At 58.9% G+C, this 25182-nt stretch carries 18 protein-coding genes and 2 pseudogenes; 10 read left to right on the top strand and 10 right to left on the bottom strand.

Translation table 11 applies throughout. The features are described 5' to 3' along the window. Positions 1-1291: 1291 nt before the first annotated feature. The gene (locus tag AC066Y_RS37275; protein ID WP_478278206.1) at positions 1292-1495 is read right to left on the bottom strand and encodes a DUF3606 domain-containing protein; all 204 of its coding nucleotides are present in this window, start codon (positions 1493-1495) and stop codon (positions 1292-1294) included. A 566-nt stretch (positions 1496-2061) separates the two neighbouring features. After that, entirely contained in the window at positions 2062-2277 is a 216-nt protein-coding gene (locus AC066Y_RS37270; protein WP_478278205.1) for a hypothetical protein, read from the bottom strand. Positions 2278-2466: 189 nt separating this feature from the next. Here AC066Y_RS37270 and AC066Y_RS37265 point away from each other — a divergent pair, with 189 nt between their 5' ends. The 5 genes from AC066Y_RS37265 (at position 2467) to AC066Y_RS37245 (ending at position 8252) form a co-directional block, all read left to right on the top strand. Continuing rightward, the gene (locus tag AC066Y_RS37265) at positions 2467-2922 is read left to right on the top strand and encodes a TspO/MBR family protein (RefSeq protein WP_478278204.1); all 456 of its coding nucleotides are present in this window, start codon (positions 2467-2469) and stop codon (positions 2920-2922) included. Between the two features lie 1054 nt (positions 2923-3976). Next, positions 3977-4672 (top strand): CarD family transcriptional regulator, encoded by a 696-nt coding sequence (locus tag AC066Y_RS37260; RefSeq protein ID WP_478278203.1) that lies wholly within the window; start codon positions 3977-3979, stop codon positions 4670-4672. A gap of 277 nt (positions 4673-4949) precedes the next feature. Then, positions 4950-5315 carry a hypothetical protein gene (locus AC066Y_RS37255; RefSeq protein ID WP_478278202.1) on the top strand — a complete coding sequence of 122 codons (366 nt, stop codon included), beginning with the start codon at positions 4950-4952 and terminating at the stop codon, positions 5313-5315. Between the two features lie 609 nt (positions 5316-5924). Next, positions 5925-6518, top strand: a complete 594-nt coding sequence (locus tag AC066Y_RS37250) for a TMEM175 family protein (protein WP_478278201.1) — start codon at positions 5925-5927, stop codon at positions 6516-6518. Between the two features lie 297 nt (positions 6519-6815). After that, positions 6816-8252 (top strand): alpha/beta fold hydrolase, encoded by a 1437-nt coding sequence (locus tag AC066Y_RS37245; protein ID WP_092121980.1) that lies wholly within the window; start codon positions 6816-6818, stop codon positions 8250-8252. A 303-nt stretch (positions 8253-8555) separates the two neighbouring features. Here the strand turns inward: AC066Y_RS37245 and AC066Y_RS37240 are convergent. Then, positions 8556-8724: pseudogene (locus AC066Y_RS37240) on the bottom strand (tyrosine-type recombinase/integrase); the annotation flags it as partial. Positions 8725-8943: 219 nt separating this feature from the next. On the opposite strand from AC066Y_RS37240, the gene AC066Y_RS37235 reads away from it, so the two are divergent. Continuing rightward, on the top strand, positions 8944-10443 hold the full coding sequence (locus tag AC066Y_RS37235; protein ID WP_478278200.1) for an MmgE/PrpD family protein: 1500 nt from the start codon (positions 8944-8946) through the stop codon (positions 10441-10443). Between the two features lie 274 nt (positions 10444-10717). Here AC066Y_RS37235 and AC066Y_RS37230 read toward each other — a convergent pair whose 3' ends face one another. Further along, on the bottom strand, positions 10718-12502 hold the full coding sequence (locus tag AC066Y_RS37230) for an adenylate/guanylate cyclase domain-containing protein (protein WP_478278199.1): 1785 nt from the start codon (positions 12500-12502) through the stop codon (positions 10718-10720). Positions 12503-13226: 724 nt separating this feature from the next. Between AC066Y_RS37230 and AC066Y_RS37225 the strand changes: the two genes are divergently transcribed. Genes AC066Y_RS37225 through AC066Y_RS37215 form a run of 3 tightly spaced genes read left to right on the top strand, consistent with a single transcriptional unit; the run spans position 13227 to position 17010 of the window. Further along, positions 13227-15131 (top strand): DUF3604 domain-containing protein, encoded by a 1905-nt coding sequence (locus AC066Y_RS37225; RefSeq protein ID WP_478278226.1) that lies wholly within the window; start codon positions 13227-13229, stop codon positions 15129-15131. Further along, positions 15128-15991, top strand: a complete 864-nt coding sequence (locus AC066Y_RS37220) for a peptidyl-prolyl cis-trans isomerase (RefSeq protein WP_478278198.1) — start codon at positions 15128-15130, stop codon at positions 15989-15991. The genes AC066Y_RS37225 and AC066Y_RS37220 overlap by 4 nt, the downstream gene beginning before the upstream one ends. Continuing rightward, a complete protein-coding gene (locus AC066Y_RS37215) occupies positions 15988-17010 on the top strand; it encodes a HupE/UreJ family protein (RefSeq protein ID WP_478278197.1) in 1023 nt (340 codons plus the stop codon). The genes AC066Y_RS37220 and AC066Y_RS37215 overlap by 4 nt, the downstream gene beginning before the upstream one ends. 636 nt (positions 17011-17646) lie before the next feature. On the opposite strand, the gene AC066Y_RS37210 is transcribed toward AC066Y_RS37215, so the two are convergent. From AC066Y_RS37210 to AC066Y_RS37190, 5 genes are all read right to left on the bottom strand, one after another. Beyond that, on the bottom strand, positions 17647-17919 hold the full coding sequence (locus tag AC066Y_RS37210) for a hypothetical protein (protein WP_478278196.1): 273 nt from the start codon (positions 17917-17919) through the stop codon (positions 17647-17649). Between the two features lie 158 nt (positions 17920-18077). Then, positions 18078-19112 carry an IS110 family RNA-guided transposase gene (locus AC066Y_RS37205; RefSeq protein WP_478278195.1) on the bottom strand — a complete coding sequence of 345 codons (1035 nt, stop codon included), beginning with the start codon at positions 19110-19112 and terminating at the stop codon, positions 18078-18080. Positions 19113-19368: 256 nt separating this feature from the next. Then, positions 19369-19941, bottom strand: coding sequence for a TetR/AcrR family transcriptional regulator (locus AC066Y_RS37200; RefSeq protein WP_478278194.1), 573 nt, complete (start codon positions 19939-19941; stop codon positions 19369-19371). A gap of 32 nt (positions 19942-19973) precedes the next feature. Beyond that, a complete protein-coding gene (locus AC066Y_RS37195; RefSeq protein WP_478278193.1) occupies positions 19974-20465 on the bottom strand; it encodes a DUF302 domain-containing protein in 492 nt (163 codons plus the stop codon). A gap of 62 nt (positions 20466-20527) precedes the next feature. Next, positions 20528-21991 carry an amidase family protein gene (locus tag AC066Y_RS37190; protein WP_478278192.1) on the bottom strand — a complete coding sequence of 488 codons (1464 nt, stop codon included), beginning with the start codon at positions 21989-21991 and terminating at the stop codon, positions 20528-20530. 553 nt (positions 21992-22544) lie between these two features. Here AC066Y_RS37190 and AC066Y_RS37185 point away from each other — a divergent pair. Beyond that, positions 22545-23987, top strand: coding sequence for a DUF1254 domain-containing protein (locus AC066Y_RS37185; RefSeq protein ID WP_478278191.1), 1443 nt, complete (start codon positions 22545-22547; stop codon positions 23985-23987). A 452-nt stretch (positions 23988-24439) separates the two neighbouring features. Here the strand turns inward: AC066Y_RS37185 and AC066Y_RS37180 are convergent. Next, positions 24440-24773: pseudogene (locus AC066Y_RS37180) on the bottom strand (hypothetical protein); the annotation flags it as partial. Positions 24774-25182: the final 409 nt, after the last annotated feature.

The following is a 25182-nucleotide window of genomic DNA, read 5'->3' as shown; positions in this document are numbered from 1 at the left end:
CGCCGTGATGAGGACAGCGTTGGCCCGCGAGGGCTTGCAGGCGGGCTGTCCCCCGGCTGGCCGGCTGTCGTGACGCGGTCGTAGACAGGCGCGACGCAACATCCCACGATCGGACGACAAAGAGAGACCGCACGCATATCAAATGCGGCCTCTCCCATTGATTCAGGACGTCACCACCAATGGCGGTGATGATGCCGCCAACCGTAGTGATGGCCCCGGTGCCAGCCATAGTGATGACCGCGGCCCCAACCGTAGTGATGGCCGCGCCCACCGTGATGGCCCCACCCGTGTCCATGTCCATGCCCGTGGCCGCCTCTGACCTGGATAACTCCATCGTCCGTGCTACCCAGGGTATGTGGCGTTGCCATCGGCATGGCCGATACCGACAAAATTGGCGTGAGCGAAAAAGCACAGCCAATAAACGCGATTGCGAGAAGCCGTTTCATCTTGTGAGTCTCCACCCTTTTTGACTAGTAACCTAACAGATTATCAGTTGCGTGTTGGAATGCCCGCTGAACGATGCGTTCACCTCCGGTTCACGACCGCTGCGTCCGGAGCCATGCAGAACTCGCGCACTCTTGCGACGGCATCGACCAAGAGCCTGATTAGCAACATTCATGGAACGTCGTTCGGATCGGGTGGTTGGTTGGCGGGGCTCACTCTGGAGGACAAAATGAAGCGCACAATCATCGCACTTTCTGCGGCATGCCTGATGGCTTCGAGCACCGCCGTCTTCGCACAAGGCGTCTCGAGCAAATCTCCTGGCCATGAGATGCAAGACAGGGGCTCCAAGAAGGGAAGCCCCGGCGCCTCGGGCTATGCGCCTGGACAGGAAATGCAGGCAAGAGGCTCGAAGGCTGGCAGCCCCGGCGCCTCGGGATACGCTCCTGGTCAGACGACAGGGGCCAACACGGGCGTGAAGTCGGGCGGCTCGACCAGGTCCAAGTAGCCGCCTTGCGGGTCTTCCCAGCATTCGGCTGGGACGACCCGCGTTATCTCGGCCTTGGGCCGCGCGGCGCGGTGGCAAAGTTTAGACCTAGAACCTTGGCTCTGAGCCGTACCGCTGATTCGCTGCGCCTCATCTCGACGGCGATCTCGACAGCGTAGCGGCCTTCCGTGATGAGTTTATGCAGAAGGTCGTCTTCAGCGGGATCCCAGGGGCGGTTCTTTGGCATCGTGATGCAAATCAGTCTGTAAAGCCAATTCGTACTGGCGAGCCTTTTCCAGCAGCGCGTCTCTGACAGGACCGGGCGGCAGAAGCGCGGCTTGCCTTCGCGCCTCCCGTGCACATTCAGCGCTGATTTCTTGTTCTCTCGTCACGATTCGCCTCCAGCTCCTTGCGGACGGCCGCGGCAGAATTCCCGACTTTATCGACGACCTTACGAAGCTCTTCCTTCGAGACTCCCAGCGCATGAGCCCAGCACTTCATTTGATTAGGCGCGTGCAGATAGATTTTTGAGCGCTCGAATTGATCTCTCTTCGTAAGGCTGTTCATTCTCAAACAACTGCGACTCGGGCGCTACGTTCCTAAGTAGGAACTAGCGGCATGATTCGTGTGTTCATCTGATCAGGAGGTGCCCCATGGCAAAAGCAGCATGGAAGCGACCGGGCTCACCCATCGGCAAGAAGGGCCCACGCAAAGCCAACCCAAGTACAAGCGCCGTTCGCGCCAGCCCTGGACGGATAAAGAAGTCAGACAGCTTCGGTCGCTGGCGAGAGCGAACACCCCAACAGGCGTCATTAGCTTAAAGATGCAGAGGCCGAAGGGCTCGATCGCGAGCAAAGCGCATCGGGAGGACATTTCGCTGCGGCCGATAAATCGCTCACCGTACAACCGCCGCAAGAAGGTCACGCGGCCTTAATTCTTGGTGGGCGGGTTCTCCTCGAGGACCCCGCTCACATCGGGCCTCTCAACGCCTACATCAATGTCGTCGGAGCTGTTGCACGCGCACCTCATCCCTGCGCCACACTGGCAACCACGCGGAGCCTTCGTCCACGGCAAATGCGGATGGTTTTCGCAGACCCAGCCCAAACCGCCGCAGATCGGACAATTGGGATTGATCATGCCGCGAGCAGGCGCTTGTAGCGCCGATATGCGTCGATGGCATGGTTCGCGAGCATCAGTGGCCGATGCTCACCAGCCCGCGCCATGTCGTCGATGTTTCGAAGAAGGAAGCGGCTCGCGTCGTCAGGATCTGTGATTTCGCCGGAGCGCTCAAGGAAGTCCCAGGCGATCTGAATCGACTTTTCCACGAGGATTGGCAACAGCTCACTCATAGGAGTCAAGAACAGACGTCGATCTCGATGGTTCCTGTTGCAAATTTCGCCGGCTCGCGGACGCATTGCCCCTGCCGGAATAACTTAGTGTTCCATCGGGCAACGCCGCGAATGGCCGCCGGGGTAATTGACCCGCCGATGCCTGTATTGTCCTATTCCTGACCGTTGCTGAACGGGCAATATCGGATCATGAAAGCACGAAATCGAAGTCTGCTCATCTTTCTTGTAGCCGTTGTGGGTGTTGGTTGGCTGATCGGCGCAACCAACTTGCCGGGCGCATGGTACGCTGGGCTGCAGAAGCCGTCATTCAATCCTCCAAACTGGGTGTTCGCGCCAACCTGGTCCATTCTGTATGTCATGATCGCAATCGCCGGATGGCGTACCTACCTACAGGAGATTAATGGCCTCGCCTTGCAAGTTTGGCTCGGACAGATGGTGCTTAATTTTCTTTGGTCTCCCATCGTCTTCCGATTGCACAACCTGGCTATGGGACTTTCGGTCATCGTTCTGCTGCTGGGCTTGATACTGTTTTTTATAGTCCTGCAATGGCAGGCCAATCGACTCGCTGCGCTTCTATTTATCCCCTACGCGGCCTGGGTGGCGTTTGCGGCGCTCTTAAACTTCTCTCTGTACCGCCTAAACTGATCCCGGCAAGTTCATCGCACGCGAGCGTGAACGAGCCGGCACCTGACACCGGCGCTCGCCTCGACCGTGCATCGGACGGGTGGGGATCTTCGTAAACAGTGCACGATTGCATCGCACAATGAGGTTCGGGGTTTCGAAAGGAGCCGACGGATGTAAGTTACAGCGTGCTCACACGCCCGGGACCGGCGGCATGCGGCGGACACCACTGATCAACCCCTTTAATCAGGTTGACCAAAAGTACTCGATCGGAGTCACGTGATCAATGTTTCCATTCCAAGTGATTTGTAGGACGATTAATGAAGAACGCAACACTGTTTGTTATCGGTTTGCTAGCGGCACAAGACAGCGCGAGATGTCAGACCTCGCTTTCTCCTCCCCTTTCGATTGCGCCGCCGCCGTCGAATGAGCGAACGACATCTACGGCCGCAACCAACAGCGTCTGGCCGCCGACGGCGACCGCTAAGAGTTCGGTGTCCCGAGCCGCTAAAGATTATCCGCCACGCTCTGCTGCCCCACGATCTTCAACTGTCGAGCACACGCCGTTAAAGCCCGACAGCGTTTCGCAGGTACAAGTGATCGACAGGTCGCCGCCGTCGGCTAGACCTGTTCCCGATTACGATGGTTTTAGCGTCGGCATCGACGACGACACGTCAAGCCGGGCGACGCGACCCGTCAGGTCGCACCGGGCAAAGCATCCCGCGCTCGATCAAGAATCAGAGCCTGTCTCTGTGCACCAATCGGTCGATCCCGGCGACGATGACAAGCTAAAAGCCAAACTTACGATTTGCCGCGGCTGCAAGTAAAGGCGTCACTCAGGGCGGACGTCTAGATTGGCCCTTCATTTTCTAGAAGTCTTGCAGAGCAAGAGTTGTTGTCCGTAGCAGATTTCTTAAGCTGCCGCCCGGCGTCGCTCTTTTGACCCAAATGAGCTTCGTTGATTCCTCGATAGGGAACAAGTTGCCAAGAAACCACAGCCATCGAAGGGAATGTCAGTTGACCGTATTTCTCGTGGCGACGCTCGTGCTCGAGGCCTATTGGTGAGGGACTGCAATCAATGATTTTAGTCCAGCATTTTCGTTCTGACGTGCTGATCACAGCGGGAAATGGCAACGGAGCCAATTCCTCGAGCCGCGGGGCAAATCGCGAGATGAATTTTAGCAGTCAATCGCAGTGCAATCGTTCGAATTCTGCGCATTCCATACCAGTGGCCCCCGTCGATCAAACGAGTGGGAACCGTTGCATCGAAGCGCGCTTTGGATTCAAGGCAACTGATCTGATCGTGTACCCGGCTCACGGCGTCGGCCAGATTGTCGCGATCGAGGAACAGGCGGTGGCAGGAGCTCAGCTTGAGTTCTTTGTCGTTTATTTCGCGAAGAGCAAAATGACGCTACGAGTTCCTATAAGAAAAGCGGCAAGCGCCGGAATGCGTGAGCTTTCCGATCCGGCTGCCATCCAGCACGCGCGAAGTATCCTCAGTCAAGCGCCTCGCAGAGCGCGAGGTAATTGGTCCCGGCTTGCTCAGGAATATGAGAGCAAGATCAAGTCGGGAGATATTCTCGCCATCGCAGAAGCGATGCGCGATCTCTATCGGCCGGAGTTCAATTCTAGCCAAAGCTACAGCGAACGACAGCTTTATGCGTCTGCACTCGAGCGCCTGTCGGGAGAGATTGCCGTTGTCGACGGCGTCACCGAAGCCACGGCGGTCAGAGAGCTTGAAAGTCTGATGACTGAGGCAAGGCGAAGCGCCTAGAGCAGTCTGTGGAAATCGGGACGCCTCTGGCGAATCGCGCGGATATTCCCAATTCGGACGCCGCACTACCAGAGAGCAGAGCATCGCGGTTGGGCTAGCGGGCCGCCGATAGCCAAAGTTGTTAAATTGCGCGTTGACCCCCGGCGGATCGTCAGGGATTCTCGAGGCGACAACCGAGAGCCATTGATCCACGACAAACTAAATCTAAACCGCGGGCAGCGAAGATCGCGTGCCCGCGACGTCGTTGTCGGGCGTAAACGTAACCACGAGAGTACTGATGATCACCACCGTCGCTGCATTGCCTATGATCACCACTGCCCCGACTACCGCACCGGCGTTGAACAACGCCCTAGATATGGGCCATTCAACCGCATTCGCGCGAGCTGAAGATGCCATAAACCTGCTACGCACGCGCTATATCTGTGAGGGCTGGAAGCTCGATGAGCCGGCGGCCGAGCAGGCGCTTGCATACTGTCAGAAATTCGCTGAGGACGGCTCGGCGCCTGACGAAGAGCAGGATGCAGCTGCAATCGATTTCTTTAATCGCCATGGCGTCTCTCTCGACTGGATATTCCGAGGCGACGTGAACTCCATGATATGCGAATTGGCGAGCTATTCAGACCGAGCAAAGTTGTTTGCCTAAGGCATCGGCTCCCAAAATCCAAAAATCGAGCTCAATCGAGCGCTTGCTCGCGCCGATGCCTGCTCATGTCAGGTTGCATACGGTTTCCCGACGGAGGTAGAGCGCTTCGACTGGCTGATGGGGTAGGGGTGGTAGTTTCCTCAGGGGAGGGCTGCTCGCGGACCGGCCCCACTCTCATTCAGGTTTTTTTTCCGGTCTGGCGAGAGTTTCGGTCCGATTTACCAAAGTGTGCCACAGTGGTTTTGGAAACAAGGTAGATATTTCAAGCGCTTGGTGGAAGGCCGGACATCGACAAGCAGGGCTCCTCTGGCAAGAGCGAGCAATTATTTTCGGGAGTGCCGATGCAAGAGCTACGCGCGCGAAGCGATTGCAAGCAATAGTCGCGAAATTAGGAGGGCGAGGGGATGCCGAAGAGAACGAATGAAGCCAGGTGATCGGGTATCCCAATCACAATCAACGTGCATTGATAATCATTCCAAAAGCTTCGCGACTTACTGAATCAAAAGAGTGGCACAAGGAGCAAGTTATATCCGGCAATCCTACAGCTGGTCGGATCTCAAGCGGCGCTGCTCCGCGAAGGGTGTCCGGCACTTTTGAGGGTGAGCGAGTTTGACCGAGATCGGTCTTTTCGAAATGCGTCGATTGGAGGCGTTGAGCAACACCATTTTCGGTGTCGCGATGACGCTGCTCGCCTACGATCTGCCGAAGGCCAGCAGGTTCGCGAAGGCGCCGGCCTGGATAGACCTTGTCAGCGCCTACGCACAACCTGTCATCGCGCTGATCATCAGTTTTATCGTGGCAGGCGTGTTTTGGCTCAGCCATCATCGGCGCCTCACCTTCGCGCCGGAAGGCAGCCGCGGCGAAGTCTTCCTCAATCTGATATTCCTGCTATCGATTGTCATGCTTCCCGTGACAAATGGACTTTACGGCGCGTATCGCCTCGATAGCATCGTCGCAGTAAGCTACGGCTTCCATCTAACTGTCATTGCCTGCTTGAATGCGCTGCTATGGGTTCTGGCGCTGCGAGGTCGCCGCAATCCCGAGTTGCTGGCAACCGCGATCTTTCCGATCTTCGCACTTCTGTTCGGAACGGTGATGGCCGTCGTCGCGCCGTTCGTTGCGCAATTCACATGGTGCCTGGCATTTGGCGCGCCTCTGGCGGGGTGGTTGGCGGCCCGGCGTTGTCCGCCGAGAACGAATTAGCGAGCTCGATCTCTGCCAAAGCGACCTCGTATGCAATCAATGCCTAACGGCCTTGCGATAGGTCTTCGCAAGAGGGCGCACCGTTCGTCTCGATATCGACTATGAACCGCGCTTCCCCCTCTTGGCCGATGGCGTCAGTTAACGCAGTGCAGCGGCATGTCCGAAGCTAAGGGTAAGACCGAAAGTAGCTAACCGACTGCAAAGACGACGAGATTGACCCGAAGGGCACATACGCTTCAGCCTTGCCGTGGTCACTGATTGCAGGCAGACTAGTACCGGCATGAGAGGACAAAGGCCATGCAGCGTCGGCTCGCAGCCATTTTAGCGGCGGATGTGGTCGGCTATAGTCGGCTGATGGGCACCGATGAGATCGGGACTCTCAATTCTCTCAAATCGCATCGCCGCGAACTGGTCGACTGCTGCATTTCCGAGCATCATGGTCGCATCGTCAAAACTACTGGCGATGGGATGCTAGTGGAATTTGCCAGCGTCGTGGATGGGGTCGCTTGCGCGGTCAAGATCCAGCGCAGCATGGTCGGGCGCAACACAGGCATCGCTGCGGAGCGGCAGATCGTGTTCCGGATCGGAATCAACGTCGGCGACATCATTATCGATGGCGACGATATCTTCGGTGACGGCGTCAATATCGCAGCCCGGCTGGAGGCGCTCTGCGAGCCCGGTGGGATATGCATATCGCGGGCGGCGAACGATCAGATCCGGGACAAGCTGTCGATGGCATTCGCCGATCTGGGCGAGCAGGCCGTGAAGAACATCTCGCGAGCGGTCGGCGTATTCGGGCTCACAGCCAAGGACATCGAGGCAATTCCGGACGCCGCGATTCCGTCGTCTGCGGAAGACACTGTGGCGGCGTCGACGGTCCGGCGCCAACAGGAGATCCACTTCTGCAAGACCGGCGACGGCGTGCAGCTGGCTTATGCCCGGATGGGCCAAGGGCATCCGCTGGTCAAGACCGGACATTGGATGACCCACATCGAATTCGACTTTGAAAGTCCGATCTGGCGGCACCTCTACCAGGAACTGTCCAACGAGCACGTTTTCATCCGATACGACGCCAGGGGAAATGGGCTTTCAGATCGTGATGTCCCGGACGTGACATTTGAGCGGTTCGTAGACGACTTGGAGGCGGTAGTCGACGCCGCGGGCATCGAGCGGTTTGCGCTGCTCGGCATATCGCAGGGTTGCGCGGTCTCGATCGCCTATGCGGTCCGGCATCCGGAACGGGTGTCGCACCTGGTTCTCTACGGAGGGTACGTCGTTGGGTGGAAGAAGCGCGCCAAGACCGAGGCGGAGAAGGCGGCCGGAGAAGCAATGCTGACGCTGATGCGGCTGGGATGGGGGCAAGAAAATCCGGCCTTCAGGCAGATGTTCACGACCCAGTTCATTCCGGATGCCAACAAGGAGCAGGCGGACTGGTTCAACGAGCTTCAGCGGATCTCGAGTTCGGCCGAGGACGCCGCGCGCAATCTTTTGGCAAATGGCGAAGTGGAAATCAGCGCTCTGCTGCCCCAGGTCAAGGTACCAACCCTCGTCATGCATTGTCGCAATGACGCCAGAGTGCCGTTCGAGTCGGGACGCCGGCTGGCGGCGGGAATTCCCGGCTCCCGCTTCGTCCCCCTTGAGGGTCGGAACCACATCATGCTGGAAGGTGAGCCAGCTTTGGCACGTTTTCTTGATGAGGTGCGGTCATTTGTTGCCTCCGATATCAAGCGCTAATTGAATTTGGGCTGGGTATGGCAGGCCCGGTTTTTGCCCGCAGAAATGGCCCGCGTTTTCTCTTCCTGTCTGCTCTTTGCCTTCACGACATGTTGGGCGTCGTGGCATTTCGGTCATGAACCGAGCGCCGCGGAAAGCCGATGGGCGGTCGTATGTGCAGAGGGCGACGCTACGGCAACCTTGCAAGGCCCAAGCTGACAAGGTTTGGTGGTGTTGCGCCGAGGTCCGCATCGGGCCGAAGCCGCCGACAATGGATGGGCAGAGCATGTCCGCTCTGCCCAGGTGAGTCAGACATCCACTTGTTTCGGCAATAGCGAGGGCGTCATCAGCCTCGATGCCAAGATAGCGGAACGGCCGAGCAAGAGCTGCACCGCCCGTAGGTTCCTGTGCGTCCGTAGATTAGAGTTGCCTTAGTGCGGCGTAGTGGGTGTGTGCCGAACATCTTTGGATCGAACCCAATGCTTGCCACCCAACCGGAGAAGGCGAGCATATTGAGCTTTGCAAAGCCGTATCACTCGCTCATACTTGGGTTGTTGGAGCACGGTTGTACTTTTGGCTTCCCGTGCTCCGTTCTTTGACTGCGCGGCCATTGTCGATTTCTGAATTTTTCCACCAAGCCTATTGCGATTTCGTTGCCGCCCTTAGTGTCGCGCGATCGGAGCTGTGCAGCAATTTCATAGCGGAGGCTTCCATGAAACGTCGCGAATTTCTGGCGCGATCCGCAGCGGCCGCATACGCAAGTTTCCTTCTGGGAAATGGCTCCAACGGTTCTCGCTTCGTTGGATCAGCGGTTGCCGCTGAGGACGGGGATCGGCAGAAAGTGACGCTTGAGCAGAAATTTGCCGAATTCGCACTTTCAGTTAAGTATGAAGCTCTGCCCGCCGACATTATCACGTCGGCCAAGCGCGTCCTTCTCGACACCCTCGGATGCGCATTCGGATCCGTGGGATCCGAGCCTTCCAATATTGCTGAAGCTACAATTCGCAACACTTTCGGAGACGGCGATACAGCCACAGTGATCGGCTATCCGCGGTCTGCTACCGTAGAAGGCGCGATATTCGTCAATGGCGTGCTCGTTCGATCCCTCGATCTGAACGATACCTATATTGGCACCGAACCACTTCATCCGAGCGAGATACTGCCGACGGCGATTGCTCTGTGCGAGGAGAACGGACGATCTGGCCGCGATCTCATCGAAGCGATAGTCGTGGGCTATGAGGCCAGCATGCGCGTTAATGATGCCATTTCCTTCATTGAGCGCGGCTTCCATCCCCTTTGCGCGGCTTCCTACGGCATCCCTCTGATTGCGGGCAAGATCTGGGGGCTTTCTAGGGAGGCCATTGCCAACGCGGTTGGAATTGCCGGCGCCCGCGGCTTCACGAGCTTCGTCATCAACAGCGGCGCGATCAGCATGATGAAAGCCATGGGACTTGCCGCCACAGCCGCAGACGGCGTTTTCGCAACGCGTCTCGCTGCCGCAGGCTTCACCGGGCCTTCCGGCACGCTGGAATGGCTGGCATCGAAGATGAAGCCGGTCAAGGAGGGGTTTGCCGTCGACCTCGAGCTTGCGCGATACCGGCTGCCGCAGGTGGCCTTCAAACGCTTTCCCATTCAGATCGAGTTGCAGGCCGTAGCCGAGGCCGGCGCGTCGCTTTCCACGAAGGTCAGCGATCGCATACAAGATATCCGGGCGATCAATGTTGAGACCTATCCGGGTATCATCGAGCGCGTCGCCGACCCTGCGAAGTTCAAGCCGGAGACAAAGGGTACCGCCGATCACAGCCTTCCGGTCTGCCTTGCCATGGCGCTGCTGGACGGCGATGTGACGGTGACTCAATTCGAGAAGGGCCGCTGGCGGGGCCGGGACGTGGTCGCCCTGATGGAAAGGACCTCGGTGAAGCCCAGCGAAGCACTGATGGCCAAACTTCCTAAAGGACGCGGCACAAGCATCGAGATTGTATTCGCCGATGGCCCGAGCCTGCATGAGACCGTGGAAGTTCCTGAGGGCGACTCGAAACGCCCGCTCTCGCGAGAGTCGCTCGAACGCAAATTCCTGAACTTTGCGGTTCCTGTCGTTGGCAAGGCCGGCGCAGAGAGCGTCATGTCGCTCGTCGATGGACTCGACGAATTAAGGGATGTCCGAGAGTTGACCCGAGGTCTCAAAGGGGCCGGAAAACAAAATCCGGCGTGAGCCTGAACACCTTGTCCACGGGCAACGGAAAGCTGTTTCGTCTATCGGCCCAAAGCCGAAAGTCTACTGGTCCATCAGCACGTCAGCTTACTTGGGTAGAGCAGACGCCGCTCGGTTTGGCCGCCATAAGCGGCCTTTGGTCCTCATGCCGGACGGCCGTGACGAAGTCCGCTTCCGAATGAAGACCGGAAGTGCCGACCCGCCAGTGCGAGGTCTCAGTTTGATCCCGAGCCGGACGTGTCGTACACCGACATGGCGTACCACACTCGTTCGATTATTCGGGCATGCCAGCCCTACGTAGGGCATCTTCCCATCGCGCCAGCACCTCGGGCTGCCTGTGCGGCAGCCGGTACTTCACGTTCTGAATCCGAAAACTCGGGTCACTCGTACGCACCAGCTCCGTCGCCCTCTTGGCCGCGTCTAGGTTGCCGGCGAGCGCGTTCGACGCAGCCGCGACGAGCGATGCAATGAAGTTGTCCGATTGTTCGAGCATTGCTTTGTTGGCGAGGGACGCGGCCACTTCGAAGCGGCCGGCCGCAAAATGCGCCGCGGCGATTGCGGCCAGCATTCCTGGTCGTTGTGGATCCAGGGGACTGAGACGAACGGCCCGCTCGAGATGTGTGATGGCCAGGTCGGGATTGCCGGCAAAGCATCTGATCCAACCGCTGAGATGAAATGCCATGGCGAGGTTGGGGTTTAGTTCTTGAGCTCTGTCCAATAACGACATGGCGCGCTCGAAGTCGCCGAACATGTAGCCGATTGCGATACCGCTGCTTGCAAGTGCCACGGCATCTTTGCTACCGCATTCGATGGCGCGTTTGACGAGCCGCTCGGCATCCAAAGTTTCGGCTGACTGGTCGTCCGTCCAACCGTTGAGCTTGCGCCGGGCATAACACCAGGCGGCCATTCCGTAGGCGGACGAATAGCGCTCGTCAAACTCGGTGGCCTTATGAAACAGGCGAATGGCCTCCTTGATGTCCTCCCTGCTGGCCTTGTGAAAACCGGCCATTGCCCGTAGGTGGTAGTCGTACCCGTCGAGACTCTCGGTCGGCTTGCGCATCGACCTATCGATTTCGGCGTTCTCCAGTTTGGGGGCAATCGCGCCAACGACTTTCAGCGTGATGTCGTCCTGGAGATCAAAGATGTCTTCCATCGCCCCGTCGAAGCGGTCGGCCCAAAGATGCGCCCCGGTCGAAGCGTCGATCAACTGTCCCGTCACCCGGACGCGGCCGGGGATCTTGCGTACGCTTCCCTCGAGAACGTAACGGACGCCGAGTTCGCGTCCCACCCGCTTGATGTCAACCGCTTGCCCTTTATAGGCGAAGCTGGAATTGCGCGCGATGACGAACAGGCCGTGATAGCGCGACAGGGCTGTGATGATGTCTTCCACTATGCCATCGGCAAAGTAGTCCTGCTCCGGATCGCTGCTCATATTCTGGAACGGCAGCACAGCGATGGAGGGCTTGTCCGGAAGCGTAAGCGCTTGTGCCAGGGCCGGCCGCTCTGCCGAGAGGTACTCTGCCGACTTCGCATCCACGCTCAATCGCCAGGCTCGCATTGGCTCGGCGATATTCTTAAGGTTTTGCGGTCCCATGTCTTCGAATGGGCTGTCGAGCTTCCCGCGGATCTGGCGTTGCGCGTCATCGGAAATGCAGATGCCACCGGGTTGAGCGATCCCTTCCAGCCGCGCAGCGATGTTCACACCGTCGCCGAAGATGTCATTGTCGTCGACGATAATGTCGCCTACGTGAATGCCGATGCGAAACTCGATCCTGACGTGCTCGGGTACGTCGACGTTCTCGAGAGCGACCCCTCGCTGTACCTCCACCGCGCAGCGCGCAGCGTCAACGGCGCTGGCGAACTCGACCAACATGCCGTCGCCTGTCGTCTTGACAATTCGACCTCGATGAGCCGCGATCGTGGGATCCACCAGCCTCGTCCGGAAGGCTTTTAGCTGGGTGAGTGTCCCTTCCTCATCCCGCCCCATCAGAAGACTATAACCGGCAACATCGGCGGCCAGAACTGCAGCTAGTCTCCTTTCCATTCGTTCATCAGCCAAGGAAAACCCCACTAGCCTAACGAGTTCGAGACTACCGATACGTAAGGCAGTAGGTAAGGCTAGGAAGGTCCTCGAGGCAACAGCCAAATCGCCTCAAAGTGTGGCTTCATGCGCCGCTATTTTCGGTGATTCCGGCCGCTACGCCGCCACGGTGCATCGTCCAGTTGGTCGAAAACGTTTGCCAGCTGCAGTCCGACCATGATCTTATCGTCTGATCCTCTGAGCGGGTTGATCCTGAACTGGATCAGCCGCGGACCGCTCAACGGGACCGTGTGGCGTTTCGAAAGAGGATAAACAATGAAGCTCTCGATTTCACTGTCAGCCGTGGCTTTCGTTTGTTGCATGGTCGCGAGCATTGAACCCGCCAGTGCCGTGGTCTACTGCCAGTACATCAGCTATCCGGCTGGCTGTATCGTAAGGCCCGGCGTCAGACTGGTGGCTCGGCCCGTTGCTCGTGCGGTCACCCCTGGACGGCCCATGAATCGTAGTGGTCGGGTTAATCGGGTTGGCAGGCGCTGACAAACAGCTTCTATTGAACTGCAGGTCAGCATTACGGGCAATCAAGAAAAGTCCTGTGAGACAGATGCTGGCTTGGATTCCGCTCCATTTGGCGCAAGTCCAGGCCATGCGCCGGGTTCAGATCACTTCGGAAATATTAGCCGCGATTGCAGGGGCGCTCACGATGAGCCGTTTGTCACATTTCTCCTTGTCCGTGTGTGCCGGTATGTGTGCGGCGTGTGTATTTGTCGCTGCGGCTGGCGCCGAAGATCAAACGACTGACATCGGAACGCTCGACAAGGAGACCGCCGACAAGGCTTTTCCTGTCAAGCCACCTTATTCGCCATATGCAGGTCGCAATTTCCCGACGCGACCGTATTTCGGCGACACGCACACGCACACGTCTTACTCGATGGATGCTGGCGCGTTCGGTGCCCGGCTCGGCCCCAAGGACGCTTATCGCTTTGCCAAAGGCGAGGAAGTCATCTCGTCCAGCGGACAGCGCGCCAAACTTTCGCGACCGCTTGATTTCATGGTGGTTGCCGACCATTCGGACGGCATGGGCTTCTTCCCGCAACTGATCGGGGGCGACGCCGCCCTGCTGGCGACGCCTCAGGGTCGGAAGTGGTACGACGAGATCAATTCCGGAAAAGGGGCGCAGGCGGCCCTCGATATCATCACCAGCTTCGGCAGGGGGCAAATGCCCAAGGGCTTCCCCACGCCGGGCACGCCAGCATATCGCAGCGCGTGGCGCGAGACCATCAAGGCGGCGGAAGAAGCCAATGAGCCCGGCCGCTTCACAGCTTTCATCGGCTATGAGTGGACCTCGAACGCCGGGGGAAACAATCTCCATCGCAACATCATCTGGCGAGACAATGGAGCAAAGGCCAGCCTCGTCGAGCCCTACACCACGTTGCCGCCGCTCGGCAGCCCGAATCCTCGCGATCTCTGGAAGTGGATGGCGATGGTCGAGGAAAAAACCGGTGCGGAGATTCTTGCCCTCGCGCACAACGGCAATCTCAGCAACGGCCGGATGTTTCCGATCATCGAGTCATTCAACGGCAAACGGATCGACCGTGAATATGCGGAGAACCGCACGCGTTGGGAGCCGCTCTACGAAGCGACGCAAATGAAGGGCGACGGCGAGACCCATCCATTCCTTTCACCCAACGATGAGTTTGCAAACTACGAACGTTGGGACAAGGGCAACCTCGATCTGACGGAAGTGAAAAAGCCAGAGATGCTGGAATTTGAGTATGTCCGTTCTGCGCTCAAGAACGGCCTCAAAATGGAAGCCGAACTTGGCCTAAATCCCTACAAGTTTGGCCTGGTCGGTAGCACCGATACGCACACCGGGCTCGCCGCAGTTGAGGAGGACAATTTCTTCGGGAAGACATCTTCTTCCGAACCAAGCGCCGGTCGCGCGACGCATCCTTTCGTCAAGACCGACAGGGCCGTCATCATGGGCTGGGAGACGACGGCCGCCGGATATGCCGCGGTATGGGCAGCGGATAATACCCGCGAGGCAATCTTCGACGCCATGAAGCGGCGGGAGACCTATGCCACCACCGGTCCGAGGATGGTCGTCCGCTTCTTCGGCGGATGGGACTTCGAGGCGGCCGACGCCAACAACCGGATGCCGGCGCGGGTTGGCTACACCAAGGGCGTGCCAATGGGCGGAGACCTGACTAGCGCGCCAAACGGAAAATCGCCTTCGTTCCTTGTCGCCGCGTTGAAGGACCCTATCGGCGCAAATCTGGATCGCATCCAGGTCATCAAGGGTTGGCTCGGAAAAGACGGTCAGACGCAGGAACGGGTCTACGATGTGGCAGTGTCGGGCGGCCGCACGATCGACGCCGATGGTCGCAGTAAGGCGTCTGTCGGGAGCACCGTCGATGTCGCGAACGCGACCTGGACCAACACAATCGGGGCCGGCGAGATGATCACCGTCTGGAAAGATCCGGATTTTGATCCGGCGTTGCGCGCCTTTTACTATGTGCGCGTCATCGAAATTCCGACGCCGCGCTGGACCGCTTACGACGCGAAATATTTCGGCATCACCATGCCCCCTGAAGTCAGAATGACGACCACCGAACGGGCTTATACTTCGCCGATCTGGTATACGCCTTGATTGTCCGGCTGCTGCGGGAGCCCTTGCTCCAGTTTCTCGCGCTGGGTGCCGCGCTGTTCGCGATCTACGGGCTCGCCGGCAAGCGAGGAGTGGACGCGCCCGAGAAGATCGTCGTTTCCGCGTCGCAAGTCACCAACCTTGCCGACGCCTTTGTGCGAACCTGGCGGCGGCCCCCCAACCAAGAGGAACTGCGCGGCCTGATAGAAGATTACATCCGAGACGAGGTATTCTATCGCGAGGGCAGAGCTGCCGGCCTGGACCGCGACGACATCATCATCCGTCGCCGCGTACGGCAGAAGATGGAATTTCTCGCGAATGAGATGTCCGTCCCCGAACCCAGTGAGGCGGAGCTTGCGGCATATCTCGCCTCCAATCCGGAGCGGTTCAGAGCCGAAGATCAACTTACATTCCGTCAGCTGTTCCTCAGCGCCACGAGGCGCGCTGATACCATCGACAGCGACAACAAGCAGCTTGCGGGCGTTCTGGCGCGAGCTGACGGAACCGTAGATGCGACGGCACTCGGGGATGCATTCCTGCTCGGCGAAGAGTTTCGAGACGTGTCGCCGACCAAGCTAACGAGCATATTTGGGGAAAGCTTCGCCAAACAGCTATCCGTCATGGAAAAAGGCCGCTGGCAGGGACCGATTTCCTCTAGCTTCGGGCAGCATTTCGTCTTCATAAGCCAGCGGGCGCCAGGAGACTTGCCGCCGCTTGAGGCTGTTCGGCCCGCCGTCCTCCGCGAGTGGGAGAACGCGCGGCGTCTGGAGACCGAACAGAAGCTGTATGCCTCGCTTCGGAGCCGCTACGAAGTCGTGGTTGAACAGCCTAAGGCAAGGGCGGCAGAGGCCGCCAGCCGATGAACGGCTTCTGCCTGATCTTTGCGGCTTTGGCGGCGCTGCTGGCGCAACCCGCGCTCTCAGACGAGCTTCGGCCGGGCTATCTCGAGCTGCGCCAGACCGGCGCCGGCTGCTATCGTCTGCTGTTCAAGATCCCCGCCCGGGGGGACGACTTGCGGCTCGCGATCTACGTCAGACTGCCCGATGGCACTCAAGACACAAGCCTGCCACGCGTTTCGCTCAGCGACGGAGCCTATGTCGAGCGCCGTACCATTCGGCGGGATGGAGGACTGGCCGGACAGGCAGTATCGATTGAGGGCCTGTCGGCCACGTCAACGGATGTACTGGTTCGGATCGAAAGCCTTGAAGGTGCAATCCAGACCGAACGACTTTCTTCGACCAAGACATCGTTCGTGGTTCAAGCCGTGCCCGGTTCGGGAGAAGTGGCCGCGACGTATCTGCGGCTCGGCGTCGAACACATTCTGTTCGGCTTCGATCATCTGTTGTTCGTACTGGCGCTGGTGATCCTGGTTCGCGACTGGCGCCGCGTCGCCATCACCGTCACGGCTTTCACCATTGCGCACAGCATCACGCTTGTCGCGGCGACGCTGGGTTTCGTGCAGGTGCCGGGGCCCCCTGTAGAAGCGGCGATAGCTCTGAGCATCATGCTGGTCGCCGTCGAGATCCTGAACGCACGCCGTGGAAAGCCAAGTCTCTCGGCGCGTCTGCCATGGCTGGTGGCCTTCAGCTTTGGACTTTTACACGGTTTTGGCTTTGCCGGTGCCCTGGCAGAGGTGGGATTGCCTCACCATGCCATTCCCATTGCTCTGCTGTTCTTCAACCTCGGCGTCGAGATTGGACAGTTGGCATTCGTAGCTGCGGTCCTTCTGGCGGGCAATTTATTGCGCACCGCCATCGCGTTTCGTCTCAGACCTACCCTAGTTCAGCTGGCAGTCAATCGGCTCGACATCGTCGCGGCGTACGCGATAGGCGCGGTAGCTGCGTTTTGGCTAATCGAGAGGACATCTGCGTTCTTTGTGTGATACCCGCCAAAGCGTTGAATTAGTCGAGCCGGTGATGTCTTCTCATGATACACCAGCGCAATATTCCTCGCCATTTATTGATCGCCTGCTTGTGGCTCAGGGCTGGTCGCGCTCATGGTTCAACAAAGCCGGAGGGGCGGCGCTAGACTCGCTTCCAACGGTCAGGGCACTTTCCAAGGCTGCCGTTTGCCCGTCTGAGAGCCTCCGATTTCGGACGCTCTCGTAGCTATGCGCCGTGACCTCGGCCATTGGCGGGGTTATTCCATAACAACAGATACTCGAAATTCGGACGCTATCCGTTGAACGGCTATGTGGATATTGCCCTTTGGAAGAGGGAGCACGTGCTCTGGCGTCGGAGTTATGGATCAACATCAGAAGATCAGCACCGAGTCCACCGCGTGGTCGCGCGGTGGACTCGTCAGTCGCTCAAACACTCCGCAATATTGCTGCCGCAATATCTCGCGAGCGCGGCTCCTCTTCGCCGCCGATCGATTTTATCCCAAACGGTCTGCGCAACGCACCGGTTGATAGATCTGCTGGCTATTGGCAGCGCCACGGTCACGATCGCGGTAGTCGCATAGATCGTGAATCAACCGAGAGAAGTCGGAAGCGGAGTGCATCTCGTCATTAAAGACTTCAAGTGCTCGAAGCGTCCTGAACGCCCAGATCGTTCGATAAAGTCCGCTGCCTTTTCTCGCTTGATGCAGAAACAGCATACGTTCCGCGGTATGTAATGCCGTCTGGAGTCACGTCGTCGAGCTTGCTTTCGTTGGCAATCAGCCACTTTTTGAAATCAACGTGCTTGTTGAATGGAACGTCGTACCACCATTCAATCACAAGGGACCCAAGCAAAACGCTATCATTGAGAAGGTCATCAATCTCCTGCTGACCTTCGCCATGTTTGATCAAGTCGCAGAAAGGAAAGAACCCGCCCGATCGTACCTCTGGTTCGATTGACGTAACAGTCGGCGGAGTAACATCTGGTTCTTCCGGCCCCGTCTCGCCGACTGTTGCGCCATACCCTCCTTCGACCGACTACATCTCCGACGACCTCGGGCCCGCCAGGCTCACGCCTTGACTGCGACCGGAGCTCTATAGTTTTCCTGCTTTACAAGTAGCGCCCAGACGATCTTCGCCAACTTGTTGGCGAGCGCGACGGTTACCAGCGTGCGCGGTTTGCAAGCCGGCATCTGTTCGAGCCAAGACCCCTTTGGCGCACCGCATTTGCTTACCTGTTGCACGACGGCGCTGCTGCCGATGATGAGCAGGCGCCTGAGCGTGCGTTCGACCATTTTGGATGTCGCACCGAGCTTCTGCTTGCCGCCTGTCGATCGTTGAAGAGGGGTGAGACCCAGCCAAGCGGCAAAGTCGCGGCCCTTGGCAAAGGTCTCGGCCGGCGGTGCTAGAGCGGCGATCGCGGTGGCAGAGATCGGGCCGATGCCAGGAACGGTCATCAGCCTGCGCGATACTTCATCCTCGCGAGCACGTCGCGCGATCTCCTGGTCGAGATCCGCGATCTTGCCATTGAGACCGGCGAACAGGTCTAACATCAATCGGAACATGGCGTGGGCCGCTTCGGGAAGCGAGTTGGCCATCTCGTCTTCCTCGATAAGGTCGGCAAGCATCGCCACATGCGACGGGCCTTTGGGCGCGATCCAACCATATTCCGTGAGGTGTCCTCGAATCGCGTTGATGAGCTGGGTTCGTTGCCGCACTAACAGATCGCGGGTCCGAAACACCAGGCCCGCCGCCTGTTGCTGTTCGCTCTTCACGGCCACGAACCGCACGCTCGGCCGTTGCGCCGCTTCGCAGATCGCCTCGGCATCGATCGCGTCGTTCTTCTGCCGCTTCGCGAACGGTTTTACATAGGCGGGCGGGATCAGCCGCACTTCATGGCCAAGCTGGGTAAGCTGACGGGCCCAGTGGTGAGCTCCACCACATGCCTCCAGCGCTACGGTGCACCTCGGCTGGGCTGCGAAGAAATCCAGCAGTTTTCCTCGGCTGATTTTTTTGCTGAATACCGCGCCACCCCGCCCATCCGCGCCGTGCGCGTGAAAAACGTGCTTGGCGATATCCAGACCAATTGTGATAACCTCTGACACGGACGCCTCCCTTAAGTGGTGCTCAACACCTCCACTTTGGCACATCGATGCCTTCGGCGGGGCGTCCACCCCATCATAAAGGCCGCGTCCGCTTTGCCCTGAAAAGGCGACATAGAAGCAATCTGAATGCACGTCGGCGTTGGGCCCAGGAGGAGACATGGCCCTCGGTTAGCGGTCAGTCCGGAGTGTCACGGCTCGTTCCGGGGTGGCGTGCAAAATCTTTCCGCACCTCTCCGCCCTTCCTAATCTAGCAAGATCAAACTCGCGCCAAGTGCAACGCGGCCTCAACGCCGCCTTCCAGGATCTGCTCCGCCTGGACAGTGTCGGGGACGGCCCGCGCGAACTGGAGGGTGCCCACCATGAGGCCGAAGATGGCGGTCGCGCGGCGGCAGCTCGCTGCAGAATCGGCATTCGGAAGTACTGCGGCCAGAGACAAAACGTAGCTTCGCAGCGCTTTCTCGTAGTCCTGCCGAGTGGACAGGGGCTGGCGGGCGATTTCCGGGAGCAATGCCGCCGAAGGGCACCCTTCCGCGGGGTCTTCGAGGTGAGCGCGGTTGAGATATCTCCGGATCGCCCCCTCGAGGGCCAGGCCCCTCCGTTGATCCTCATCGAGGCGATGTTGTTGGTCGCTGAGCGCGCTCGCCAGCGCCTCGCGAACGAGCGCGTCTTTGGACTCGAAGTGCGGAGAGAATGCGCCTTTGGTCAGGCCAGCCTCGCCCATGATCCCGGCGATCCCAGCGGCGGAGATGCCGTCTCGGCGCATGCACTTCGACGCCACATCGATGATGTGCCGTCGCGTCGCTGCCTTATGACCTTTCTCGAAACGCATCTTCTTTCCACTCCACCAATATCCCGCAGCCGTTAGGCTGCAGCTGCTTCCAACAGGGCTTGGAGGTCGCGATCAAGCTGCTGGGCTACTGCATCGACATTATCGCTGCCAAACTGACCGAAAACGGATGCTGGTCGATCATATTCAAACGCGACACCGCTATCGTCATCCTCGCGCAATAGGACGCGAATCTCCGCATACAGCCCCGCCGACAGTTGATGGCGGGTCATCTTGGATGCGGTGAGCGGATTTCCGATATCAAACTGGATGGATCGGCGCGTCAGCCCAGCAATAGCTAGGAGTGCCCCATGGTCGCGCTGATCGAAAATAGTGAGCTGCGGACCGGCCTCCAACTCTCGCAGTGCACGCGTGCCTTCACCGTATCGCAAGAGAGTGGAGATCCCGTCATCAATGTGGGGTGCCAAGGTCGCGAGCTTGGCTCGAACGTCCTCGAAAGGCTTTGTTGAGCGGATGGTAACGTGCTCGACCGGAATGACACGCGTTGAGTGCAGTGCATTGGCCATCTGTTGATCCTCTAATTGGTTGTTTGCAGGTGACCCCTTCTCCACGCGAAGCGGCCACGACGCTAGATCGCACTCGACTTGGCGCCCAAGATGCCTTCGATGCCGCGGGCAAGGTTTAGAAGCCTCCGGTCGCTCCCTAAGGGGGCATCCAGCTCGAGCCCAATCGGCAGCCCCGCGCGAGACAAGCCAACAGGAAGGCTGATACCGGGCAGCCCCACGCTGCTTGCCGACACGGTGTGGTTCGCCAAAGCGAGGTAGCTGACTTCTTGCCCCGCGATATGGACGGTAGCCTGCTCTTCAATCAAAGGCGCCGTGCAGGGCGTGGTCGGTTGCAGAATGACCAGCGCCCCATGAGAGACGAACGCCGTGTTGAGCCGGCGCTGGATTTCCGGCCGGCTCACGTCGAGCGCCGCCTGATAGGCCTCTGCCGACGTGGCACCTGCACCACCCGGCAGTACGATGTGCCCCCACGCCTGCCGAAGTTGGGGCTTAAGGCCCTCATAAATGGCCTCGAACGTCGTCGGAATGTCATGGAGGCGAAGAAATTCCGAAATTGCGCCCATCGTCTCATGAGCGAAGATGCCCCATGTGGCGGTTTGGATGAGGGCGTTGAAATCGTCACCAAGGTCGACCTCAACAACCTCGGCGCCAGCGTCTCGTAGCTGCCGAACCGCGTCGCGGAACCGGATCTCGACCTCCGAGTCCACCAGATCGAGGAACTGTCGGGGCGCGAAGGCAAGTCGAACTCCCCTCAGATCGTTGCCGTCGTTGGAGAACTCGGCCGTTTGTTCACCCGTCACGACCTGATCCAGCAAAATGCAGTCCTCAACGCTTCGGGCGAATACGCCCGTCGTGTCGAGCGTATGGGAGATCGGCGCAACGCCGTAGCGCGGCCAACGCCCGGTGGTTGGCTTGAAGCCCACGACGCCACAGAACGATGCGGGTACCCGGATGGACCCAACGGTGTCACCGCCCAAGGACGCGGGAACGAGCCCAGCGGCCACGGATGCGGCGGAGCCGCTCGAGGAGCCGCCCGACACGCGATCTCGTGCGTGCGGATTCTTCACCTGGCCGTAACGTGCGTTGTGACCGGTCAAGCCGTACGACATCTCGACGAGGTTGTTCTTGCCGAAGACCAAAGCGCCCGCACCCTTAATGGCCCGGACAGCGTCGGCATCTTCGCGTGGCACGAAATGAGCGAGCCCTTCGACGCCCAGGCTGGTAGGTAGCCCTTTCGTCAAATAGCTGTCCTTCACCCCGAGCGGCACGCCAAGGAGCGGGGCGGCCGATCCGGCCGCACGCGCCTTGTCCGCGTCCCTCGCGGCCGCCAGCACCGCGGCCTCGTCGATGGTGATGAAGGCGTTCAGCTCGGCAAGTGCTCGGGCGCGCTGTAAAAGCGCCGCGGTGTAGGCCTCCGAGGTGATGTCGCCGTTGCGAACCGCTGCTGCAGCGGTTGCGAGCCCAAGCGAGTCGACATCTGTGGTTTGCGATGCGATGTGGCGTGAAGTGGCGGTCGTGTCATGCATGCGATCCTCGCAAAGAGCTGTTTGGCGGCATCCCGCTGCCGCCGAACAGCGGCTCAGCCCAATTCCATTACGATCATAATATGACATTACGATCGTACTTCAATGGTAATCCATGCTGTGTTGCCGGACACATATTCGTGAGGCGCCGATGACACCGTTGATCGAGCATTAGCAATCAACCGTTCGACGAATGACCATCAGTGACACAGGGCCTGAACACACCCTTTATTCACGCTTCCAACCCGCGGCGCGCGTGCTGGCCTGCGTCATACCGAAGCAGGGGGCGGCGTTCGTCAGGCCGAGTAGATGGCTTCTGCATTGGGTCAATCTGGTCAGTTTGCCCCTAAGTCGGTGACTTCCGGTTTGCCCTCGACTCCCGACATTGTCGCTGCCGTGCGCCAACCGACGCGATGGGCCAACAAGGACTTCCGGGCATGCTTAGGGTTGTTTGATTTTGCATTGTCAACTACTGCGCCAGGTGCGAAAATTCTCAGGACCAATTGATCTGCGAGCACGATGCTCGCTTGAGCACAAACTGGAAGGACTGCCGAAAATGCTTACTAAGCGCGAGCTTCTTCGTTCGGCCGCCTTGGCTGCCATCACTGCGTCGACGGCGAAGTCTGTCCCCACCTACGCGCAGACCGGCGCCGACCGCCCAGGTTTCTTCAAGGCAAAAGACATTGCCGAGGAAGGGTTCATCTATGGTCTGCCTATCGTGATGAACTATGCCGTCATGCATGAATATGCGATCGATCGCGGCTCAGGGCAGTTCAAGGCTCCGTTCAATCAGATCAAGAACGAACCCAACGTCTTCACCTACAAAGATACGGCAATCGTCACGCCAAATAGCGACACGCCCTATTCCTTCGTCTGGATGGATTTGCGGGCGGAGCCGGTGGTGCTTTCGGTGCCGGCGATCGATCCGAAGCGCTACTACTCGGTCATGCTTTGCGACGGCAATACCTACAATTACGGATATATCGGCACCCGTGCCACAGGCAGCGAAGCCGGCGACTACATGGTGGTCGGGCCCGACTGGAAGGGCGACACCCCACCGGGTATCAAGCAGGTGTTTCGTTCGAGCACACAGTTTTCCGTCGCGGGCTATCGCACCCAGCTCTTTGGCCCGGATGATCTCGACAACGTCAAGAAGGTGCAGGCTGGCTACAAGGTGCAGATGCTCTCAGCCTATCTGAAGCAGACGCCGCCAGCGGCCGCACCAACCATCGAATTCCCCAAGATCGATAAGGAACTCGTGAAGACCAACTTCTTCGATTATCTCGACTTCGCGCTGCGATTCGCGCCGGCGCAGGGCAATGAGAAAGAGATACGCGCTAAGCTGGCACTCATCGGCGTTGGGCCTGGCAAGACCTTCAACTTTAAGGACCTCCCTCTGGAGCAGAAACTGGAGATCGGCCTCGGTATGAAGGAAGGCCAGCGGAAAGTCGACGAGGCCGTCGCCAATGTCGGCAAGGCGATCAATGGCTGGCGGGTTAGTGGTCTTCCAGGCGATAGCGCCCACTACAATGGTGACTGGTTGAAGCGTGCTGTCGCTGCTCAGGCCGGCATTTATGGTAATGATCCGGCGGAAGCGACCTATCCATTCACGCGCGTTGACAGCGATGGCCAGACGCTCGACGGTAGCAAGAACAGTTACACTCTGACATTCGCACCGGGCCAGGAGCCACCGGTGAACGCGTTCTGGTCGCTGACCATGTATGACGGCAAGTCCCAGCTTCTGATCGAAAATCCGATCAACCGCTATTTGATTAATTCGCCAATGCTACAAAACATGAGGAAAAATGCGGATGGATCACTAACGCTCTACATCCAGAACAAGTCGCCCGGCGCTGACAAGGAATCAAATTGGTTACCGGCGCCCAACGACACGATCTATCTTGTCATGCGGCTCTACTGGCCGAAGACCGAAGCACCTTCGATCTTGCCGCCGGGCGAAGGGACATGGCAGCCGCCCGGCATCAAACGAGCCGCATAGAGGGACACAGAGAGCGGGCACGGGCACCGCGCTGGAGACTCTCAGTGCGTTGGCCGATTGAAGGCATCGATGGCGCCTTAGGGTCACAAGGCGACATCGTTTAGGACACGATCACGTGTCGGCTTTGCCCTGAAAGCGGACATCCCGGATTTATGAGTGGTCGCTCGTACAGGACTGAAAGCACACGTTCCCTTCAGAGCATCCTATGCAGCTTGCCGGGCGGGATTCGGGCTAATTTGCATGGCCTACGTGATACGGAGAGCCCCGGAGGTTCGGATGTTATCCCCTAGCGAGAGCACCTCAGCCGCAGCAGAGGAGCAAATTTTTTTCTAGATTCTCTTCCTCCAGCAAGGCGAGTACTTAAGTTACAAAGTGAACAGTAAGACATAGGGCAGAATCCCGAAAAGGCATGGAACGTTTGACTTGGGGCGCGCCCGCGTTGCGTCCTTATGCTACCGCTCTCCGGGCCACCAAGTCGACGGAGGGTGCATGGCGGAAATCCTGTTGGTCCGCAGCGCCACGAGATGGCTGCGCTTAAAGGGGTGACCTTGGTGGCGAGCAATCCTTGCACCGCATGTAGCGCTCGAGCTCGTGGATCGGCGTCCATTTCGGCCCCCGGGCGATATCGAGCGCGACCGTCTGATGCGTCTCATCGCCGAGGCACTTCACCTCAGGGTACCGATAGCCGGCGCTGAGGATGTCACCGAGCGCGGGGGAGGGTTGGGCCGGCCCCTGGAAGGCGAGCATGCGGCCGTTCCACGCCTGGCAGGCCAATATGTCGGCATCCGAGCATCGGCAGCACGCTCGGCCAGATGTCTGAGCGAAGCGGGGCGATTGTTTCTATGCGGTGGGGCGTGACCGTGCCACGGCGTCAGTGGTCGAAGGGGGTGTCAGGCCGATATTCCACTCTCTCCAATGGGTCGGGTGAACCAGCACGGGTCGATTTGAATCGGCCTTGACCCATCCGCCTAGAACTCGGCAACAGGGGAATATGAGCGCGTGGAGGCCGTCCGAGTCCACTACGGCCAATTTTCAAGACGCGGTTGAATGGCGCGGTTTCAATATTGTGCCAGATCATGATGGAAAGAGTAAAGCCATCGGCGGCGTCGGAAGTTGACTACGAGCAAAATCGAAAGCCGTAGTGCGAGAAACTACGGCCAAATGGCCGGTGCTGCTCTGGCGGCTCTGGTAGTCA

Source organism: Bradyrhizobium sp. USDA3010 (assembly GCF_056429065.1).
The sequence above is the reverse complement of the archived record's forward strand: the minus strand, read 5'-3'. Positions and strand labels throughout refer to the sequence as shown.

What these genes read in the sequence shown, in the direction of transcription:
- AC066Y_RS37275 (WP_478278206.1), bottom strand. Translation starts at nt 1,495, where the DNA reads ATGAACAGCCTTACGAAGAGAGATCAATTCGAGCGCTCAAAAATCTAT.
- AC066Y_RS37270 (WP_478278205.1), bottom strand. Translation starts at nt 2,277, where the DNA reads ATGAGTGAGCTGTTGCCAATCCTCGTGGAAAAGTCGATTCAGATCGCC.
- AC066Y_RS37265 (WP_478278204.1), top strand. Translation starts at nt 2,467, where the DNA reads ATGAAAGCACGAAATCGAAGTCTGCTCATCTTTCTTGTAGCCGTTGTG.
- AC066Y_RS37260 (WP_478278203.1), top strand. Translation starts at nt 3,977, where the DNA reads ATGATTTTAGTCCAGCATTTTCGTTCTGACGTGCTGATCACAGCGGGA.
- AC066Y_RS37255 (WP_478278202.1), top strand. Translation starts at nt 4,950, where the DNA reads ATGATCACCACCGTCGCTGCATTGCCTATGATCACCACTGCCCCGACT.
- AC066Y_RS37245 (WP_092121980.1), top strand. Translation starts at nt 6,816, where the DNA reads ATGCAGCGTCGGCTCGCAGCCATTTTAGCGGCGGATGTGGTCGGCTAT.
- AC066Y_RS37235 (WP_478278200.1), top strand. Translation starts at nt 8,944, where the DNA reads ATGAAACGTCGCGAATTTCTGGCGCGATCCGCAGCGGCCGCATACGCA.
- AC066Y_RS37225 (WP_478278226.1), top strand. Translation starts at nt 13,227, where the DNA reads ATGTGTGCGGCGTGTGTATTTGTCGCTGCGGCTGGCGCCGAAGATCAA.
- AC066Y_RS37215 (WP_478278197.1), top strand. Translation starts at nt 15,988, where the DNA reads ATGAACGGCTTCTGCCTGATCTTTGCGGCTTTGGCGGCGCTGCTGGCG.
- AC066Y_RS37200 (WP_478278194.1), bottom strand. Translation starts at nt 19,941, where the DNA reads ATGCGTTTCGAGAAAGGTCATAAGGCAGCGACGCGACGGCACATCATC.
- AC066Y_RS37195 (WP_478278193.1), bottom strand. Translation starts at nt 20,465, where the DNA reads ATGGCCAATGCACTGCACTCAACGCGTGTCATTCCGGTCGAGCACGTT.
- AC066Y_RS37190 (WP_478278192.1), bottom strand. Translation starts at nt 21,991, where the DNA reads ATGCATGACACGACCGCCACTTCACGCCACATCGCATCGCAAACCACA.
- AC066Y_RS37185 (WP_478278191.1), top strand. Translation starts at nt 22,545, where the DNA reads ATGCTTACTAAGCGCGAGCTTCTTCGTTCGGCCGCCTTGGCTGCCATC.